Annotated in this window: 20 protein-coding genes; 3 read left to right on the top strand and 17 right to left on the bottom strand. The window is 71.9% G+C overall.

The features are described from left to right. Nucleotides 1-150 precede the first annotated feature (150 nt). Nucleotides 151-1,032, bottom strand: a complete 882-nt coding sequence (locus tag ACIRB4_RS25755) for an SDR family oxidoreductase (protein ID WP_403294544.1) — start codon at nucleotides 1,030-1,032, stop codon at nucleotides 151-153. A gap of 87 nt (nucleotides 1,033-1,119) precedes the next feature. Between ACIRB4_RS25755 and ACIRB4_RS25760 the strand changes: the two genes are divergently transcribed. Together ACIRB4_RS25760 and ACIRB4_RS25765 are read left to right on the top strand one after the other, a co-directional pair. Continuing rightward, nucleotides 1,120-1,620 carry an SRPBCC family protein gene (locus tag ACIRB4_RS25760; RefSeq protein ID WP_403294546.1) on the top strand — a complete coding sequence of 167 codons (501 nt, stop codon included), beginning with the start codon at nucleotides 1,120-1,122 and terminating at the stop codon, nucleotides 1,618-1,620. A gap of 3 nt (nucleotides 1,621-1,623) precedes the next feature. Then, on the top strand, nucleotides 1,624-3,192 hold the full coding sequence (locus ACIRB4_RS25765; RefSeq protein ID WP_403294547.1) for a phytoene desaturase family protein: 1,569 nt from the start codon (nucleotides 1,624-1,626) through the stop codon (nucleotides 3,190-3,192). Between the two features lie 57 nt (nucleotides 3,193-3,249). On the opposite strand, the gene ACIRB4_RS25770 is transcribed toward ACIRB4_RS25765, so the two are convergent. From ACIRB4_RS25770 to rpsB, 5 genes are all read right to left on the bottom strand, one after another. After that, nucleotides 3,250-4,335, bottom strand: coding sequence for a phosphatidate cytidylyltransferase (locus ACIRB4_RS25770; RefSeq protein WP_403294548.1), 1,086 nt, complete (start codon nucleotides 4,333-4,335; stop codon nucleotides 3,250-3,252). Continuing rightward, entirely contained in the window at nucleotides 4,335-4,892 is a 558-nt protein-coding gene (frr, locus tag ACIRB4_RS25775) for a ribosome recycling factor (RefSeq protein WP_137993093.1), read from the bottom strand. Before frr ends, ACIRB4_RS25770 begins: the two co-directional genes overlap by 1 nt. A 100-nt stretch (nucleotides 4,893-4,992) precedes the next feature. After that, nucleotides 4,993-5,757 (bottom strand): UMP kinase, encoded by a 765-nt coding sequence (gene pyrH / locus ACIRB4_RS25780; RefSeq protein ID WP_403294550.1) that lies wholly within the window; start codon nucleotides 5,755-5,757, stop codon nucleotides 4,993-4,995. 157 nt (nucleotides 5,758-5,914) lie between these two features. Continuing rightward, complete coding sequence (gene tsf, locus ACIRB4_RS25785) at nucleotides 5,915-6,760, bottom strand: translation elongation factor Ts (protein ID WP_403294551.1); 846 nt, start codon at nucleotides 6,758-6,760, stop codon at nucleotides 5,915-5,917. Nucleotides 6,761-6,883: 123 nt separating this feature from the next. Further along, a complete protein-coding gene (rpsB, locus tag ACIRB4_RS25790) occupies nucleotides 6,884-7,798 on the bottom strand; it encodes a 30S ribosomal protein S2 (protein ID WP_403294552.1) in 915 nt (304 codons plus the stop codon). Between the two features lie 276 nt (nucleotides 7,799-8,074). Between rpsB and ACIRB4_RS25795 the strand changes: the two genes are divergently transcribed. Beyond that, a complete protein-coding gene (locus tag ACIRB4_RS25795; protein ID WP_403294553.1) occupies nucleotides 8,075-8,542 on the top strand; it encodes a murein hydrolase activator EnvC family protein in 468 nt (155 codons plus the stop codon). A 61-nt stretch (nucleotides 8,543-8,603) separates the two neighbouring features. On the opposite strand, the gene ACIRB4_RS25800 is transcribed toward ACIRB4_RS25795, so the two are convergent. From ACIRB4_RS25800 to lepB (ACIRB4_RS25850), 11 genes are all read right to left on the bottom strand, one after another. Further along, entirely contained in the window at nucleotides 8,604-9,161 is a 558-nt protein-coding gene (locus tag ACIRB4_RS25800; RefSeq protein ID WP_403294717.1) for a TetR/AcrR family transcriptional regulator, read from the bottom strand. Nucleotides 9,162-9,214: 53 nt separating this feature from the next. After that, on the bottom strand, nucleotides 9,215-10,051 hold the full coding sequence (whiG, locus tag ACIRB4_RS25805) for an RNA polymerase sigma factor WhiG (RefSeq protein WP_403294555.1): 837 nt from the start codon (nucleotides 10,049-10,051) through the stop codon (nucleotides 9,215-9,217). A 239-nt stretch (nucleotides 10,052-10,290) separates the two neighbouring features. After that, a complete protein-coding gene (gene dprA, locus ACIRB4_RS25810) occupies nucleotides 10,291-11,607 on the bottom strand; it encodes a DNA-processing protein DprA (RefSeq protein WP_403294556.1) in 1,317 nt (438 codons plus the stop codon). After that, the gene (locus tag ACIRB4_RS25815; RefSeq protein ID WP_403294557.1) at nucleotides 11,604-13,220 is read right to left on the bottom strand and encodes a YifB family Mg chelatase-like AAA ATPase; all 1,617 of its coding nucleotides are present in this window, start codon (nucleotides 13,218-13,220) and stop codon (nucleotides 11,604-11,606) included. Before ACIRB4_RS25815 ends, dprA begins: the two co-directional genes overlap by 4 nt. Next, a complete protein-coding gene (locus ACIRB4_RS25820) occupies nucleotides 13,220-13,585 on the bottom strand; it encodes a YraN family protein (RefSeq protein WP_403294558.1) in 366 nt (121 codons plus the stop codon). Before ACIRB4_RS25820 ends, ACIRB4_RS25815 begins: the two co-directional genes overlap by 1 nt. A 150-nt stretch (nucleotides 13,586-13,735) precedes the next feature. Beyond that, nucleotides 13,736-14,044: a DUF2469 domain-containing protein gene (locus ACIRB4_RS25825; RefSeq protein ID WP_005311352.1), complete on the bottom strand. Its 309-nt coding sequence runs from the start codon at nucleotides 14,042-14,044 to the stop codon at nucleotides 13,736-13,738. A 55-nt stretch (nucleotides 14,045-14,099) separates the two neighbouring features. After that, nucleotides 14,100-14,672: an NUDIX hydrolase gene (locus ACIRB4_RS25830; RefSeq protein ID WP_403294559.1), complete on the bottom strand. Its 573-nt coding sequence runs from the start codon at nucleotides 14,670-14,672 to the stop codon at nucleotides 14,100-14,102. Then, nucleotides 14,669-15,403, bottom strand: a complete 735-nt coding sequence (gene lepB, locus ACIRB4_RS25835) for a signal peptidase I (RefSeq protein WP_403294560.1) — start codon at nucleotides 15,401-15,403, stop codon at nucleotides 14,669-14,671. The genes ACIRB4_RS25830 and lepB (ACIRB4_RS25835) overlap by 4 nt, the downstream gene beginning before the upstream one ends. Before the next feature lie 73 nt (nucleotides 15,404-15,476). Next, on the bottom strand, nucleotides 15,477-16,406 hold the full coding sequence (lepB, locus tag ACIRB4_RS25840) for a signal peptidase I (RefSeq protein WP_403294561.1): 930 nt from the start codon (nucleotides 16,404-16,406) through the stop codon (nucleotides 15,477-15,479). Continuing rightward, nucleotides 16,312-17,376, bottom strand: coding sequence for a signal peptidase I (gene lepB / locus ACIRB4_RS25845; RefSeq protein ID WP_403294562.1), 1,065 nt, complete (start codon nucleotides 17,374-17,376; stop codon nucleotides 16,312-16,314). The genes lepB (ACIRB4_RS25840) and lepB (ACIRB4_RS25845) overlap by 95 nt, the downstream gene beginning before the upstream one ends. Then, nucleotides 17,369-18,301 (bottom strand): signal peptidase I, encoded by a 933-nt coding sequence (gene lepB, locus ACIRB4_RS25850; RefSeq protein WP_403294563.1) that lies wholly within the window; start codon nucleotides 18,299-18,301, stop codon nucleotides 17,369-17,371. The genes lepB (ACIRB4_RS25845) and lepB (ACIRB4_RS25850) overlap by 8 nt, the downstream gene beginning before the upstream one ends. Nucleotides 18,302-18,368 lie beyond the last annotated feature (67 nt).

Here is an 18,368-nt window from a genome sequence, read left to right on the forward strand (position 1 = left end):
CGCCGGGGCCGTCGGGGCCGTCGGGGCCGTCGGGGCCGTCGGGGCCGTCGGGGCCGTCGGGGCCGTCGGGGCCGTCGGGGCCGTCGGGGCCGTCGGGGCCGTCGGGGCGCGAACCGCGTACGAGCCGGTCAGGACGCCCCCGACCTGGCCCTACCGCGGGCGGGTCCGGTCCGCGATGCCGCCCGGGCCGAGGAAGCCGGTGGGGGCGAGGGCGTCCTCGTCGAGGCGGGACAGGACGCGTCGGGCGCGGAGGGTGACCAGTGCGGGCAGCAGCGGGCCGGCCGCCGGGACGAGGCGCAGCCAGGGCGGCAGGCTCACGACGGCGCTGCGGCGCTCGATGCCCCGGGCCAGCCGCTCGCCGACCCGGTCGAGGCGGTGGACACGGGAGGCGGGCCACGGCAGCCGGTGCCGCAGCTCGCGCATCACCCGGTGGTCGTCGGCCGCCCGGATCATGCCGGTGTCGTGCCAGAGGAGCCGGGCCACGCCTACCGCCACGCCGCGGTGCGCGACCTCCGCGCCCAGGGAGTGGGTGAACGCCTCCACGCCGGCCTTCGACGCGGCGTACGCCGTCATCATCGGCGACGGCGTGATCGCCGCGAGCGAGGAGATCTGCAGGTAGTAGCCGTGGGTCGCCGACAGGGCGGGCAGGAAGACGCGCGCCGTGACGGCGCTGCCGATGAGGTTGACCTCGACGATCCGCCGCCAGGTGTCGGGGGCTGTCCGGTCGAACGGGCCGCCGGCCGCGATCCCCGCGTTGGCGACGACGACGGACGCGGGCCCGAGCCGCCGCTCGACCTCCTCCGCCACGGCCGCCATCCGCCGCTCGTCGGTCACGTCGGCCCGCCAGTGGTGGGCGGCGCCGCCCGCCTCGCGGCAGCGGGCCGCCACCCGGGCCAGTTCCGCCTCCTCGTGCCCGAGGAGGGCGACGCGCGCGCCGCGCCGGGCGAGAGCCAGGGCCACCCGCTCCCCCACGCCGCGCGCCGCGCCCGTCACGACGGCCGTACGGCCCCGCAGTGGTGAACCTCCGCCCATGGGTCCACGGTAGGCAGGTGGGGGATGTTCCGCGCGGGAGCGGGAACCCGCTCGCTCGACGACCGACTTCTCACCCGGGAGGACCCCATGGCCGTACGACACCAGCTGATCCGCCGGAGCCCGGAGGCCGTCTGGGCGGTCCTCGCGGACCCGTCGCGCTACAGCGAGTGGGTGGTGGGCACCTCGGAGTCGGATCCCCTGGACGGCGACTGGCCGCGGGTGGGCTCCCGGCTGCGGTACACGGTCCGGTTCGGCCCGTGGTCGGGCAGCGGCGAGACGATCGTGCGCCGCTGCGAGCCCGGGACCCTCCTGGAGCTGGAGGCTGTCGCCAAGGGCATCGGAACCGCCCGGGTCGCGCTCGAAGTCCGCCCGTGGGGCGAGGAGTGCCTGGTCATCTGTGACGAGCATCCGCTGCGCGGACTGGGCGGACGCTGGCACAACACGCTGTCGGACGCGCTGATGCAACTGCGCCACCGGGACATGCTCTCGCGGCTGGCCAGAACCGTCGAGAACGAGCCGGGCGACGGCGCCGCCTCCGGCGCACGGGCGGGTGACGCGGCGGCCGCCCCGCCGCCGCGGGCGGTGTGACCGGTGCCCGACGCCGTGGTGATCGGGGCCGGCCCCAACGGTCTCGTCGCCGCCAACCTCCTCGCGGACGCCGGGTGGAGCGTGGAGGTCCTGGAGGAACAGCCCGAGCCGGGCGGCGCGGTGCGCAGCGACCGGGGCGTCCACCCCGACTACGTCCACGATCTGTTCAGCGCCTTCTATCCGCTGGCCGCCGCCTCCCCCGTACTGGCCCGCCTCGACCTGGCGCGCCACGGCCTGCGCTGGAGCCACGCCCCACGGGTGCTCGCGCATCCGCTGCGCGACGGCCGCTGCGCGGTGCTCGCGCGGGACGTCGAGGACACGGCGACGGGGCTTGAGGCGTTCGCCGACGGCGACGGCGACGCCTGGCGGAGCATGTACGCGGTGTGGGACCGGCTGGGCGCGGACATCAGGCGCGCCCTGTTCACCCCGTTCCCGCCCGTCCTGGCCACGCTGCGCCTCGCGACCCGGATGAGCCCGCCGTCCGCGCTGCGACTGGCCAGGAACCTGTCGCTGCCGGTCCGCCGGCTGGGCGAGGAGGAGTTCGGCGGGGAGGCGGGCCGGCTGCTCCTCGCGGGCAACGCGCTGCACGCCGATCTGGCTCCGGAGGCGGCGGGCAGCGGAGGGTTCGGCTGGCTGATGTCGATGCTCGGCCAGAGCCACGGCTTCCCGGTGCCGGTGGGCGGCGCCGGGGCGCTGACCGCCGCGCTGGTCCGCCGCCTGTCCGGGCTCGGGGGTGCGGTTCGGTGCGGGGAGCGGGTGGTGTCGGTCGTCGTACGGGAGGGCAGGGCGGTGGCGGCCCGTACGGCGGCCGGTGAGGAGGTGCCCGCGCGGCGGGCCGTGCTCGCCGATGTGTCGGCGCCCGCCCTCTTCGGGCGGCTGGTCGACCCGGCGCATCTGCCCGACCGGCTGCTGCGCGACATCCGGCGCTTCCAGTGGGACTTCGCCACCTTCAAGGTCGACTGGGCGCTCGACGCGCCCGTGCCGTGGACGGCGCCCGCGGCGGCGACGGCCGGAACCGTGCACCTGGCCGACGGGGTGGACGGGCTGACCCGGTTCGCCGCCCAGATCTCCATGGGGCTCGTCCCGGACGAGCCGTTCGCGCTCTTCGGCCAGATGACCACGGCGGATCCGGGGCGGTCACCGGCCGGGACCGAGTCGGCGTGGGCGTACACGCACCTCCCGCAGCACATCCGGGGCGACGCGGGACCCGACGGGATCACCGGAGTCTGGAACACCCGGGAGATGGAGGCGATGGCGTACCGCGTGGAGGCGCAGGTGGAGCGGTACGCCCCCGGCTTCCGTGACCGGATCCGGGCGCGGCGCGTCCTGGCCCCGCCGACGCTGGAGTCGATGGACGCGAATCTGCGTCGGGGTGCCATCAACGGCGGTACGGCCTCCCTGCACCAGCAGCTCGTCTTCCGCCCCACCCCGGGCACCGGGCGCCCGGAGACGCCGGTCAGGGGCCTGTATCTGGCGTCCGCCTCGGCCCACCCGGGCGGCGGGGTCCACGGCGCACCGGGCGCCAACGCGGCACGGGCCGCGCTGCGCGGACGCCTGCTGCGCCGACGATGACGGGGAAGGGCCCGCCGTCCTTGGGACGGCGGGCCCTTCCCCGTAAGAAACCGCGGGTCAGGTCGTACCGACGAAGATCACGAGCAGCAGCCAGACCACCGGAGCCGTCGGCAGCAGCGAGTCCAGCCGGTCCATGATGCCGCCGTGCCCCGGCAGCAGCGTGCCCATGTCCTTGATGCCCAGGTCCCGCTTGATCATCGACTCGCCGAGGTCACCGAGCGTCGCGCTCGCCGCCACCGCCAGGCCGAGGACGAGCCCCTGCCACCACGTGCCGTCCTCGATGAGGAACTGCATGCACAGCGCGCCGGCCCCCATCGCGAAGGCCACCGCCCCGAGCAGTCCCTCACGGGTCTTTCCGGGGCTGATGCGGGGTGCCAGCTTGTGCTTCCCGAAACGCCAGCCGATCGCGTACGCGCCGGTGTCGCTGACCACGGTCAGCACCAGGAACATCAGCACCCGCTGCGGTCCGTCGTCGGCGGTGAGCATCAGCGCCACGAACGTCGCCAGGAACGGTACGTAGAACGCGGCGAAGACGCCCGCCGTGACGTCCTTCAGATAGCCCTCGGGCGGCTCGGTCATGCGCCACACCAGCACCGCCAGAGCGGTCAGCGCCATGGCGACCCAGGCACCCTCCGCGCCGCGGACATAACCGGCGACGACCATCGCAGTGCCGCCGACCGCGAGCGGCACCAGCGGCGCCTTGATGCCCTTGCGTTCCTGGAGGCGGGAGGTGAGCTCCCACAGGCCGACCACCACGGCGACCGCTATCACGCCGACGAACGCGGCCTTCCAGATGAACAGCGACGCGATGATGACGGCGCCGAGCCCGAGCCCGACTCCTATGGCCGCGCCCAGATCGCGCCCCGCGGTCTTCTTCTTCGGGGTGGCGGGCTGGGACGGGCTGGACATGGGCTCCTGCGGGTGCTCGTTCGGCGTCTCGGCACCGAACGGGGGACCGCTCCGGTGAGCGGCCCCCCGATCGTGGTCGTCCTGGTGGTCGCCGGCGGGGACGTCGGGCACGATGGGCATGGGCCGAGTCTGCGCCGCCTGCCGCCCATCGTATGCGGGACCCGCCGGGGCAGGCCCCTGGTGGGGCTCCCGGTAGCCGGAACCGGCCGGGGCCCCCCAGGAAGAGTCGTTCATCAGACCTCGAGCAGCTCGGCTTCCTTGTGCTTGAGCAGCTCGTCCACCTGCGCGACGTACTTCGCGGTGGTGTCGTCGAGCTCCTTCTCGCCGCGGCGGCCCTCGTCCTCGCCCACCTCGCCGTCCTTGACCAGCTTGTCGATGGTCTCCTTCGCCTTGCGGCGGACGGAGCGGATCGAGATCTTGGAGTCCTCGGCCTTGCTCTTGGCGACCTTGATGTACTCCCGGCGGCGCTCCTCGGTCAGCTCGGGGAACACCACACGGATGATGTTGCCGTCGTTGCTCGGGTTGACGCCGAGGTCGGAGTCGCGGATCGCCTGCTCGATGTTGCGCAGCGCGCTCTTGTCGAACGGGGTCACCACGGCCATGCGCGGCTCGGGCACCGAGAAGGACGCCAGCTGGTTGATGGGCGTGATGGCACCGTAGTAGTCCGCCACGATCTTGTTGAACATCGCCGGGTGCGCACGGCCGGTGCGGATCGCGGCGAAGTCCTCCTTGGCGACCACGACGGCCTTCTCCATCTTCTCCTCGGCCTCGAGGAGGGTCTCTTCGATCACCAGTTGCTCCTGCGTGTCGTCGCGTCTTGTCCTGCACGGTGTACGACCGGCAGGGCTCTGTCCATCCCCTCGCGGGGCGGTACCCGGTTCGAGCCGAGGCTCAGGCCCGGGTGCCCTGGTCGCTCACGAGAGTGCCGATCTTCTCACCCTTCACCGCGCGCGCGATATTGCCCTCGGCGAGCAGTTCGAAGACGAGGATCGGGAGGTTGTTGTCCCGGCACAGGGTGATGGCGGTGGCGTCGGCGACCTTCAGGTCGCGCGAGAGCACCTCGCCGTACTCCAGTGCGTCGAACTTGACCGCGTCGGGGTTGGCCTTCGGGTCGGAGTCGTAGACCCCGTCCACGCCGTTCTTGCCCATGAGCAGGGCTTCGGCGTCGATCTCCAGGGCGCGCTGGGCGGCCGTGGTGTCGGTGGAGAAGTAGGGCATGCCCATACCGGCGCCGAAGATGACGACGCGGCCCTTCTCCAGGTGGCGTACGGCGCGCAGCGGGATGTACGGCTCCGCGACCTGACCCATGGTGATGGCGGTCTGGACGCGGGAGTCGATGCCCTCCTTCTCCAGGAAGTCCTGGAGGGCGAGGCAGTTCATGACCGTGCCGAGCATGCCCATGTAGTCGGAGCGCGCCCGGTCCATACCGCGCACCTGCAGCTCCGCGCCGCGGAAGAAGTTCCCGCCGCCGATCACGATCGCGATCTCCGCGCCGTCGCGAACGACCGCGGCGATCTCGCGTGCGATCTTGTGCACGACGTCGGGGTCGACGCCGAGCCCGCCGCCGCCGGCGAATGCCTCACCGGACAGCTTCAGCATGAAGCGGCCGGCCTTTTTGCCGTGGTTGTCGTCGCCCTGTGCGGCGCCCTGATTCATGGAGATCTCCTCGTGCACATACGAAGAAGGCCATTGCCTTGGGTCCTTGCGGTTTCCCCTACGGCAATGGCCTCCTCGTCAGATCTGCGGTCGTCCTACGCGAACGCGGACAACTGCTTCAGACCCTACCGGGGTCCGGTGTCCGTTGCGTACGGACTCAGATGCCGACCTTGATGCGCGTGAAGCGCTTCAGGGTGACGCCGGCCTCGTCCAGGATCTGCTGGACGGACTTCTTGTTGTCGAGCGCGTACGGCTGGCCGAGCAGCGTGGCGTCCTTGAAGAAGCCGTTGACGCGACCCTCGACGATCTTCGGGAGCGCGGCCTCGGGCTTGCCCTCGGCGCGGGTGGTCTCCTCGGCGACGCGACGCTCGGTCTCGACGACCTCGGCCGGAACGTCCTCACGGGTGAGGTACTTCGGCGCGAAGGCGGCGATGTGCTGCGCGACCCCCTTGGCGATCGCCGCGATGTCGTCGGTCGCCTTGTCGAACTCGACGAGGACACCGATCTGCGGGGGCAGGTCGGGCATGGTGCGGTGCATGTAGGCCGTGACGTAGCCGTCGGCGTACTGCGCGAAGCGGTCGAGGACGATCTTCTCGCCGAGGTTGGCGTTGGCCTCGTCGACGAACGCCTGCACGGTCTTGCCGGGCTCGATCTCGGAGGCGAGCAGCGCCTCCAGGTCGGCCGGGGAGGTGGCGGCGACGTGCTCGGCGAGCTTGTTGGCGACGGCCTGGAACTTGTCACCCTTGGCGACGAAGTCCGTCTCGCACTTCAGCTCGACGAGGACACCGGAGGTGTTGTCGTCGGCGATGAGGGAGACCACGGCGCCGTTCTCGGCAGAGCGGCCCTCGCGCTTGGCGACGCCCTTCTGGCCCTTGATGCGCAGGGCCTCGACGGCCTTGTCGACATTGCCGTCGGCCTCGTCGAGCGCCTTCTTGCAGTCCATCATGCCGGCGCCGGTGAGCTCACGGAGCTTCTTGACGTCAGCGGCGGTGTAGTTCGCCATGAGTCTGAGTTTCTCTCTCGAAGTCTGAAAGATCTACGGGTGGACGGCGGGGGCTTCGTGGGCCCCCGCCGTCGACGTCCGTTCCGTCCGAACCAGCCCGGCCGGTGAAGGCCGGGCCGTGGATCAGGCCTGCTCGGCCTCGGCGGCCGGAGCCTCGGCCTCAGCGGCCGGAGCAGCCTCGGCGTCCGCGGCCGGAGCCTCGGCAGCGGCCTCGGCCGGCTTCTCGCCCTCGGCGGCCTCGACGGTCTCGTCGGCCTTCTTCTCACCCTCGAGCAGGTCGCGCTCCCACTCGGCGAGCGGCTCGCCCGCGGCCTTCTCGCCCGGCTTCGAGTCGCCGGTCGCGGCGCCGGAACGGGCGATGAGGCCCTCGGCGACGGCGTCGGCGATCACGCGGGTGAGCAGGGTGACGGAGCGGATCGCGTCGTCGTTGCCCGGGATCTTGTAGTCGACCTCGTCGGGGTCGCAGTTGGTGTCGAGGATCGCGACGACCGGGATGTGGAGCTTGCGCGCCTCACCGACGGCGATGTGCTCCTTCTTGGTGTCGACGATCCAGACGGCGCTGGGCACCTTCTGCATCTCGCGGATACCACCGAGGGTCTTCTCCAGCTTGGCCTTCTCGCGCGAGAGGACCAGGAGCTCCTTCTTGGTGAGACCCGAGGCGGCGACGTCCTCGAAGTCGATCTGCTCGAGCTCCTTGAGGCGCTGCAGACGCTTGTAGACGGTGGAGAAGTTGGTGAGCATGCCACCGAGCCAACGCTGGTTGACGTACGGCATGCCGACACGCGTCGCCTGCTCGGCGATGGCCTCCTGGGCCTGCTTCTTCGTACCGACGAACATGATGGAGCCGCCGTGCGCGACGGTCTCCTTGACGAACTCGTAGGCGCGGTCGATGTACGACAGCGACTGGAGCAGGTCGATGATGTAGATGCCGTTGCGCTCGGTGAAGATGAAGCGCTTCATCTTCGGGTTCCAGCGACGGGTCTGGTGACCGAAGTGGACGCCGCTCTCCAGCAGCTCCCGCATCGTGACGACGGCCATGGCCGTATCTCCTTGAGTTTCTCGGTTATGTCCTGACACCCCGGCGCGCCGTGCCGCAAGGGACCGAAAGGCGCTCCACGACCCGTGAGGGTGGTGGCGGGGCGTGCGAAGTCGACCCGGTGACCCGGATCGCCATAGGAAGTGTACGGGACCCAGGGAGCACCGGGTGACGGCGCTGTCCACGACCGGGTGACGGCTCTGTCCACAACCGGCCCGTCGTCCACAGATACCGTCCATGACCCCCACGAACCGGACCACCCCGGGATCGTGTCGTCCATGCACCTGACGACACTGCTCCTCACCCTCACCCTGGTGTGGCCCGTGGGACCACCGCCCCCGGAGATCCTCCGCGGCTGGGACCCACCCGCCGGACCGTACGCCGCCGGCCACCGCGGCCTCGACCTCGCGGCCCCACCGGGCACCCCCGTCCACGCGACGGCCTCCGGCACGGTCACCTTCGCCGGCCCCGTCGGCGGCCGCGGAGTCCTGACCGTGACCCTGCCGGGCACCGGCACCCCGCCGCTGCGCACCACCTACAGCCCCGTGACCCCGCTGGTGGCGGAGGGCACCACCGTCACCAGCGGCCAACCGGTGGCCACCGTCGCCGCCCCGGACGACGACTCCCCCCACTGCCCGGAGTCCTGCCTCCACTGGGGCCTGCTCCGCGGCGACACCTACCTCAACCCCCTGCTTCTGCTACGGACGGGCCCGTCCCGCCTGCTCCCGGTGGCGGGGGTGCCGTAGAACCCAGCCGTGACGAAAGGGGGGGAGGGGTGGGGGTGGGGGCGGGGGGAGGAGGCGGGGGTCAGCCCCGGACGCCGCGGAGGGCCATGGAGACGGCGGCCTCCGCGATCCGGTCCGGATCCTCGGCCGCTCCGAGTTCGATGCGGCGCACCGCCGCGTCCACCACGCCTTGGAGGAGCATCGCGCCGAGGCGGGGCTGGTCCTGGCCCAGGTCGCGGAGGGCTTCGACGATCATGGCGACCAGGCCGCCGTGGGCGGCGCGGATCTTCTCGCGGGCGCCGTCGTCGAGCTCGCTCGCGGAGATCGCGACGACGGCGCGGTGGCGCCGGTCGCCCACCAGCTCCAGCTGCTTGCGGACGTACGCCTCGACCTTGCCCTCGGCGGTACCGGCCTCGGCCATCGCGGATTCGACCTCGGCCGCCCAGACGGGGAAGTCGACGGCGCACAGCTCCTCGACCACGGCCGCGCGGGAGCGGAAGTACTCGTACACCGAGGAGCGGGCCAGGCCCGTGCGCTCGGCGAGGGCGGGGAAGGTGAGCGCTTCCGTTCCGCCTTCGGACAGCAGGGATCGCGCGGCGTCCAGCAGGGCGCCGCGCTGCATCGACCGGTGCTCGGCCACGGAGGCCGCTCGAATCCTGGGCACGGCTCCACTGTACGACCGGCCCCCGGGCGTCAGCGTCCTACATCGGCCAGCTTGGCGCGCAGCTGGAGGACGGACTTGGTGTGGATCTGGCTGACTCTGCTCTCGGTGACGCCGAGGACGTGCCCGATCTCGGCGAGGGTGAGTCCTTCGTAGTAGTAGAGCGTGACGACGGTCTTCTCCCGCTCGGGGAGGGTGTTGATGGCCCGGGCCAGCAGGCGGCGGAGCTCGCGGTCCTCGGCGACCTCGACGGGGTTGTCGGCGGCGGTGTCCTCCAGCGTGTCCATGATCGACAGCCGGTCGCCGCCCTCTCCGCCGACGTGCAGCAGCTCTTCGAGCGCGACCACGTTCGCCAGGGACAACTGGCTGAAAACCGCGTGCAGTTCCTCCAGGGCGATGCCCATCTCGGCGGCGACCTCGGTCTCGGTCGGGGTGCGCCGCAGTTGGGCTTCGAGGGTGGCGTACGCGCGCTCGACGTTGCGGGCCTTCTGGCGTACGGAGCGGGGGATCCAGTCGAGGGCGCGCAGTTCGTCGATCATCGCGCCGCGGATGCGGGTAATGGCGTAGGTCTCGAACTTGATGGACCGTTCGACGTCGAACTTCTCGATGGCGTCGATGAGGCCGAAGACCCCAGAGGAGACGAAGTCCGCCTGCTCGACGTTGGACGGCAGTCCCACACTGACGCGGCCGGCGACGTACTTGACGAGCGGGGAGTAGTGGAGGATCAGCTGCTCCCGCAGCCGCTCGTCGCCCGTGTCCTTGTAGGACCGCCAGAGCTCGTCGAGCGATGTCGGTGCGGGCGGTCGCACGGTGCCCCGGGCTGCTGGGGGCACCGCAGCGCGGTCAGACCCGGAGGTGTGCTGGGGCATGCGTTGCCTTGAGCCGTTCTGCTGTGGAGTGGGTCGGAGTGGGTGTCCGGTAGTGAATTCTGGTGAGCGTAGCGTGACTGGGCTGTCGCGGTGAGCGAACATTCGTGGATCGGGCCGGTGCGGGTGGGGGGCGTCGGCCACATCTTCGAACGCTGGTCGTGGCGGGGGTCGGCTCCTCGGGTGCGGCCGAGGGAACTCGGCTGTTCATCGGCATCACCTTTTCACCCGAATGCCCCAGGTCAAGTACCGCCTCGCCGCGCGTTCGACCCTTCGGGCGGGCTGTTCGTCAACCGCCAGTCGCCTCCTTGCCGCTCGACGTACCCCAAGGAGTGGAGTTCGTACAGCCGGGCGAGGGTGTCGTCGGGGGCGGTGCCGGCTCGTGCGGCGATCTCGTTCACGGGGGTGGGGCGGCGGGCGGGCAGGGCTTCGAGGACGCGGGCCGCGGCGGGGGCGAGGAGATCTCTGGGCAGGACGGGGCCTCGGCGGGCGGGCGCGAGTTCACCCATGTCGCCGACGAGTTCGATGACCTCCGCGGCGTCGGTGACCAGGGTGGCCTGGCCGCGCAGGAGTTCGTGGACGCCGGCGGAGAGACCGCTGGTGACGGCGCCGGGGACGCCCATGGTGTGGCGGCCGAGGCGTTGGGCGTGGCGGGCGGTGACGAGGGAGCCGCTGCGGTATTCGGCCTCGACCACGACGGTGCCTCGGGTGAGGGCGGCGATGACGCGGTTGCGGAGGATGAAGCGGCTGGGGGTGGGGTGGCTGCCGGGCGGTAACTCGCCTATGACGAGGCCCTGTTCGGCGATGCGGCGGAGGAGCCCGGCGTGGCCGCGGGGGTAGGGGGTGTCGACGCCGCAGGCGAGGACGGCGACGGTGGCGCCGTGGGCGGCGAGGGCGCCTCGGTGGGCGGCGCCGTCGATGCCGAAGGCGGCTCCGGAGACGACGACCCAACCGCGTTCGGCGAGGTCGGAGGCGAGGGTGGTGGCGATGTGGGCGCCGTACGGGGTGCAGGCGCGGGCGCCGACGACGGCGACGGAGCGCAGGGCCCAGGAGCGCAGGTCGGCCGGGCCCCGGATCCAGAGGCCGATGGGGCGGGCGTCGCCGAGGTCGTCGAGTTGTCGGGGCCATTCGGTGTCGCCGGGGACGACGAAGCGACCGCCGTGGTGGGCGATGGCGTCGAGGTCCCGTCGGGGGTCGGCGTCGGCGGCTCGTCGTCGCCATCCGTCGACCCGTTTCTCACCGGTTCCGGGGAACGGCCCCGGGTCGGCGGAGCGCGGGGGCGGGTGCCCGCTGCGCGCGGGGCGCCCGTCGTCGGGCCGTGGCTCGGGCAAGGTGCCTGCCCGCGGCTCGGGCAAGGTGCCTGCCCGCGGCTCGGGCAGGGTGTCTGGCCACGGCTCGGGCAGGGTGCCGGGGTCGGGTTCGTGTCGGGCCGGGTCCCTGAGGCGCTGGAGGAACCCGTTGGCGCCGTACCGGTCCAGCCAGCGGCCGGCGTGTTCGTCGCCGGGTTCGACGATGCGGGTCAGGGCGGCGCGGGCGAGGCGCTCGTCGTCGGCGTTCATGAGCGGTCACCCGCTCCCGCGGCGGCCACGCCCCGGGCGATGCCGGTGCGCAGTTCCAGGGCGAGGCCGACGTCCCGGGTGTCGGGGCGGTCGTGTCCGGCGAGGTCGGCGACGGTCCAGGCGACGCGGAGGACCCGGTCGAGGCCGCGGGCGGTGAGCATGCCGCGTTCGATGTCTCGTTCGGCGGCCGCGAGGGCGCCGGGGGCGACGGTGTAGCGGGTGCGGAGTTCGTGTCCGGGCACTTCGCTGTTGACGGTCCAGGGGGTGTCGGCGAGGCGGGTCGCGGCTCGGTCGCGTGCCTCGCGGACGCGGTCGGCGACGGTCGTGGTGGATTCGCCGCGGCCGCCTTGGGCGAGGAGGTCGGAGCGTGTGACGGGTTCGGCTTCGACGCGCAGGTCGACGCGGTCGAGGAGGGGTCCGGAGAGCCGTGCCTGGTAGCGGCGGATGAGGGAGGTGGGGCATTCGCATCCGGCGCCGTGCAGGGTGTGCCGTCCGCAGGGGCAGGGGTTGGCGGCGAGGGTGAGGAGGAAGCGGGCCGGCAGGCGTACGACTCCGGCGGCGCGGGCGACGACGACGTGCCCGGATTCGAGGGGTTGGCGCAGGGCGTCGAGTGCTTTGCCCGAGAACTCCGGGGCCTCGTCGAGGAAGAGGACGCCTCGGTGGGCGAGGGAGACGGCGCCGGGGCGTGGGAGTCCGTTGCCGCCGCCGACGAGGGACTGCATGGTCGCGGAGTGGTGGGGTGCGCAGTAGGGCGCGCGGCGGACGAGGGGTTCGCCGGGCGGGAGGATGCCGGCGACGGAGTGGACGGCGGTGACTTCCAGGGACTCCTGGCGGGTGAGTGGGGGCAGGATGCCGGGGAGGCGTTCGGCGAGCATGGTCTTTCCGGCGCCCGGTGGTCCGGAGAGCAGCAGGTGGTGGTTGCCGGCGGCGGCGACTTCGAGGGCTCTGCGGGCGCCGTGCTGTCCGGCGACGTCGGCGAGGTCGGGTCCGTCGGCGGGGTCGGCGGCCAGTCCGGTGCCGATGCCGGCGCCGGGGACGAGGAGTCCGGCGAGCATGGCGTCGGGGCGGCCTTCCTCGGTGGGTTCCTCGTGGGGGACGGGTTCGTCGGTGAGGACGGCGATGAGCTGGCGCAGGCTGCGGACGCCGAGGACGGAGACTCCGGGGACGAGGGAGGCTTCGCCGGCGGTCTGTTCGGGGACGACGACCTGTCGGTAGCCGGCGTCGGCCGCGGCGAGGACGGCGGGCAGGACGCCTCGTACGGGGCGTACGCGGCCGTCGAGTCCGAGTTCTCCGATGAGGACGAGGTCGGCGATGACGCGGGGGTCGATGCGTTCGGCGGCGCCGAGCACGGCTGCGGCGACGGCGAGGTCGAATCCGCTGCCGCCCTTGGGGACGGATGCGGGGCTGAGTCCGACGGTGAGTTTTTTCTGGGGCCATTCGGCGTCGGAGTTGACGATGGCGGCCCTGACTCGGTCGCGGCTTTCGGTGAGGCTCTTGTCGGGGAGTCCGACGAGGGTGAAGGCGGCGACTCCGGCCTCCAGGTCGGCCTGGACCTCGACGACGACGCCTTCGACGCCGACGAGGGCGACGGAGCAGGTGCGGGCGAATCCCATCAGGCCACGCCCCTGGCGTGGGTGAGGCGGGGTGCGCCGCGGCGGGGCAGGACGACCCCGATGAGGTCGATGCGGACGCCGCCGTCGGGCGGGGGTGCGCCGTGGCGGTCGAGCCAGCAGGCGGCGAGTCGTTTGAGGCGGTGCGCCTTGGTGGGGGTGACGGCGGCCATGGGGTGTTCGAAGGGGCCTTCGCGGCGGGTTTTCACCTCGCAGACCACGACGGTGTCGCCGTCCCTGGCGACGATGTCGATCTCTCCGGCGCGTCCACAGCGCCAGTTCCGGGCGAGGACGGTCATGCCGGTCTCGGTGAGCCGGCGGACGGCGAGTTCCTCTCCGTACCGTCCGAGTGCTTTCGTGGCGTTCATCGGTACCACCTCCGGCACCGACGGTGACACCTGGCGACGCTGGGTGCAGGAGGCTGTGGAGGGGCGGTCGCCTGTGGAAAACCGCCTCACTCGTGCGGGTGGTTTGGGACCGTCGCAGGCCGGCTGAGCGGCGCCCGGCGAGGGGGCCGGTCAGCTGCCGGGGAGCTCCAGGTCGCTCTTGTTGAGCTCCTCGATGTTCACGTCCTTGAACGTGAGGACGCGGACCTGCTTCACGAACCTGGCGGGCCGGTACATGTCCCAGACCCAGGCATCTGCCATGGATACCTCGAAGAACACCTCGCCCTGAACCGAGTGCACCTGCATCTCATAGTCGTTCGTGAGGTAGAAGCGCCGCTCGGTCTCGATCACGTATTTGAACAGCCCGACGACGTCGCGGTACTCCCGGTAGAGCTTCAGCTCCATCTCGGTCTCGTACTTCTCGAGGTCCTCGGCGCTCATGGCATGTTCCCCTTCAGCCGTGCGTCCCCCTATTGTGCGCCAGGCTCTCGCACCCCTAAACGATTTCCGGGGGGAGATCCAGCGGTGCACTCGGAGGTCCCTCGTCGAGCAGCGTGTGCAGCAGCTCGGCGAGTCTGGTCGGGTACACCGTCTCACGCGCCGCCGACAGTTCGGCGGAGGTCCACCACCTCAGCCCCGCGACACTGCGCGCTTCGAGCTCGGTGAGTCCGCCGGGCGCGGTCGCGGTCTGGGTGGTTCGTGCCAGGTAGTACCACTCGTCCTGGTCCCAGCGTCGGCCGTCGAACGGGAACGAGCAGATTCGCCGCCAGATCACCGGGCCCAGTTCGACGTCGGTGATTCCGGTCTCCTCGACCAGTTCGCGCAGCGCGGCCTGCTCGCGGGACTCGTCGCCCTCCAGGCCACCGCCGGGGGTGAACCACCAGGTCCGTTCCGGGGCGTCGGGCTCGTATCCGTGCAGGAGGAGGATGCGGTCGTCGGGGTCGAGCAGCACGACGCGTGCGACCCGCCGCAGCTCCCGCCCCTCGACACCGACCCCGGCACCACTCACGCCGACCGCAGCACCGGCCCCGGCACCACTCCGGTCCGTCACCTCGCCCATGCCCGTCATACGTCCGCCGTCTCCTTCCGCGGCCGTGCGGCCAGCCGCGCCGCCAGTGGCCCGTACGCCGCCCCGGCCAGGATCAGTACACACCCGGCGACGACGGCGTAGAAGAGCGGCGCGACGGGCCCCGGCGTCGAGACCCCGCCCGGCAGGGCCGCGAAGCTCGTGGGGCGCGCCAGGATGCCGTCCATGGGCCAGGCGACCGCGTCGAGCCTCCCGGTGACCGCCGAGCGCGGTACGGATCCCTGGCCGGCCTCCTGGAGGTGGACCCGGGAGTCGAGGGAGTTGTGCCGCTCGTCGCCGAGGAGGAAGAGGTTCCGCTCGGGCACGGTGGCCGAGAACTCCTGTCCCGAGGCGGGACGGCCGGGCCGCAGATACGGTTCCTCGACCGGCTTGCCGTTGATGGTGAGCCGTCCGTCCGCGCCGCAGCAGGCGATCGTGTCGCCGCCGACGCCGACGACCCGCTTGACCATGGGCATACCGCCCCACCGCGGGTCGGTGAAGACGACGATGTCGCCGCGCCGTACCTCGTCGCCGTCGATCCGCTGGGCGAGGACCCGGGAGCCGACGTCCAGGGTCGGGGTCATCGAGTCGCTGGGCACGGTGTAGGGCTGGTAGAGCACGGCGCCCCAGGCGATGCCGCCGATGAAGAGCAGACAGCCGACGGCCACGGCCAGCCCCGACAGCACACTGCCGAGGCGGCCGCGGCCGCCTTCCGTACGTATGGTTCCGCTCATCCCAGCGCTCCCCACCACGAAGGATTCCGTAGCTCGGTCCGACGATCTGGGACGGCACCCTACCCGCGGGTCGCTACTCGGCGGTATGCCGAGAGGTGAGCCGCTTGCGGCGCCACAGCACCAGCGGCAGCGCGCCCGCGAGTCCGGCGGCGCCCGGGGCCACGGCCAGCGCCTGGTTCAGCCCCGGCTGGTCGAAGACGTCGGGCTCGGGGAGCGTGGCCCAGCGGGTCACGGGCCAGGCCACCACGATCGCGCGTCCGACGACCTGGTCGTTGGCGATGGTGCCGCCGCCGGGAAGCTGCTGGTGGTAGCGCGAGTCCAGGGAGTTCTGCCGGTTGTCGCCCATCACCCAGATGCTGCCCTCGGGGACGTGGATCGGGCCGAAGGAGTCCTGGCAGGGCATGGAGCCGGGGTAGAGATAGGCGGTCTCGTTCAGCTCCTTGCCGTTGAGGACGACCTTGCCGCCCTCCTTGCAGGAGACCGTGTCGCCGCCGACCGCGATGACCCGCTTGATCAGGTCCTTCTCCTCGGCGGACGGCATGAGGCCGATGAAGCTCAGGAACTCCTGCAGCACGTTCGGGTCGGTGACCGGCTGGTTCTCCAGCCAGCCGCCCGGGTCGTGGAAGACGACGACCTCGCCGCGGTCCGGCTCGGAGCCGAACCAGGGGGTCAGTTTGTCCACGAGGACCCGGTCGCCCTTCTGCAGGGTGTTCAGCATCGATTCCGAGGGGATCGAGAACGCCTGCACGAGGAAGGTCTTGATCAGCAGCGCGAGCAGCAGGGCGATACCGATCAGCAGGGGCAGTTCCTTCCAGAAGGAACGCGGCTTCTTCGGTTCCGCTCCCCTCTCCCCCGCCGCTTCCGCGGAGTCGGTGTCGCCGGGATCGGCGTCCGAGCGGCCTGCGGAGTCATCCGTCATGGCGACCGACGACTCGGCGAGCCCCTCCGGCCGCTTGTCGGGCTCGTCGTGTCCGGATCGTGCGCCGACGGCCAAATCCCCCACATCCACTCCTCAGTCCGTGCAATCGCCTGCCCCGGAACAGGGACAGGCCCACCACTCCCATAACGAGCGGGAGTTCCGCAGGGGTCGGGAGCCAGGGCAATCCGTTCAGATTCCGCGAGGACACACTATGCGACATACCGAGCGCCGACGCGGATCCCGAACCTCCGTCCGGCACCGCGGCGAAGGTCTGGGGCTCCTCCAGCCGGCGCCAGTGCCCCACTGGCCACACGATGGCGACGGCCCGCCCGACGACGTCCTCCTCGGAGATCGTCCCTCGATCCTTCTCATCCAGGTGGAAGCGGGAGTCGGCGGAGTCGGACCGGTGGTCGCCCAGTACGAAGATCCGGCCCGCCGGCACCTTCACCTTGAAGGGGATCTTCGAGGGAGCGTCCCCGGGGTGCAGATACGGTTCGTCCAGCGGTACGCCGTTGACGGTGATCCGGCCGTCCGTGCCGCAGCACTCGACCGTGTCGCCACCGACCGCGACGACCCGCTTGATCAGATCCTGCTCGTCGGCCGAGGGCAGCAGCCCGATGAAGGTCAGGAACTGCTTGATCTGCTTGACGCCGACGGGGTCGTCGGCGGGCGGCGCCGCCTCCTCCTGGAGCCAGTCGCCGGGGTCCTTGAAGACGACGACGTCGCCGCGCTGGGGCTTCGAGCCGAACCAGGGCGTCAGCTTGTCCACCACGACGCGGTCGTCGATCCGGATGGTCTGCTCCATGGAGCCGGACGGGATCACGAACGCCTGGACCAGGAAGGTCTTCAGGACGAGGGCGATCAGCAGCGCCACCATGATCAGGAGCGGTATCTCCTTCACGGCGGAGCGCCGTCTGCGGCGCTTGACCTTGCGGGCGAGCTTGCGCCGCTCCGCCCGGCCGGGCCGCGGGCGCGCGACACCGTCCGTGGAGCGGGTGCCGGTCGGCAGCCGGGGGTCGCCGCGCTCCCCCGGCGGCCTGCCCCGGTTACCCATGGCCGCCCGCCGCCGGAGCCGGTACGGCGTCGAAGGCGCCGGTCTCCGGCACGCCCGACCAGCGCCCGACGGGCCATCCGATCCAGTCGGCGCGCCCGATCACCCGGTCGACGGGCACCATCCCGCCGCCCGGCTGCCCCAGATGGTCACGGGAGTCGCTGGACTGGCTGCGGTGGTCGCCCATCACCCACAGGGTGCCGTGCGGTACGACGATGTCGAACGGCACATGGGAGGGCGCGTCGCCCAGCATGACGTACCACTCCTCGACGGGTACGCCGTTGACGGTGAGCCGGCCGTCCTTGCCGCAGCAGACGACGCGGTCGCCGCCCACGCCCACCACACGCTTCACGAAGTCGGTCTCGGCGGGCTCCGCGAGGCCGAGGGAGGAGGCGGCGCCGCGCAGGAGGCCGGTGACCGGGTTCTCCTCGGGGGCTTCCCGGAGGAAGGAGCCGGTGCCGTCGAAGACGACGACGTCGCCGCGGCGCGGCGCATCGCCGAAACGGTACGCCAGCTTGTTGACCAGGATCCGGTCGCCGACCTGGAGCGTGGGCTCCATGGAGCCGCTGGGGATCAGGAACGGCTGGAGCACGAAGTGGCTCAGGAACAGCAGGAAGACCACGCAGGCGGCGCCGATGAGCCCCGTACGCCGCCAGGGCTGCCCGACGCTGGACTCGTCCGGTACGTCGGGGCCCTCGGCCCCGGACGGCTCATCGTCCGCACGCGACTCCTCCGCCCCGGACCGATCGCCGGCCGCACGCGACTCTTCGGCACCGGACCGCTCGCCGGCCGCACGCGGCTCCTCCGCCCCGGATGCCGGGTTCTCCGTCCGGTCCGGCTCGGCGGCCCCGGACATACGCGCGGAGCGCGGCCGCTCCTCCGTCTCGGAGGAGCGGCCGCGCTCCGTGTGCTGTGCTTCGGTGTCCATCGGGGGCAGAGCCTATCCGGCCGCCCTGAGAGTCAGTGATCCGAAGCCCCGCGCGGCAAAGGAGCCT

The sequence above is a fragment of the Streptomyces sp. NPDC093600 genome (assembly GCF_044764755.1).
Taxonomy (GTDB): domain Bacteria; phylum Actinomycetota; class Actinomycetes; order Streptomycetales; family Streptomycetaceae; genus Streptomyces.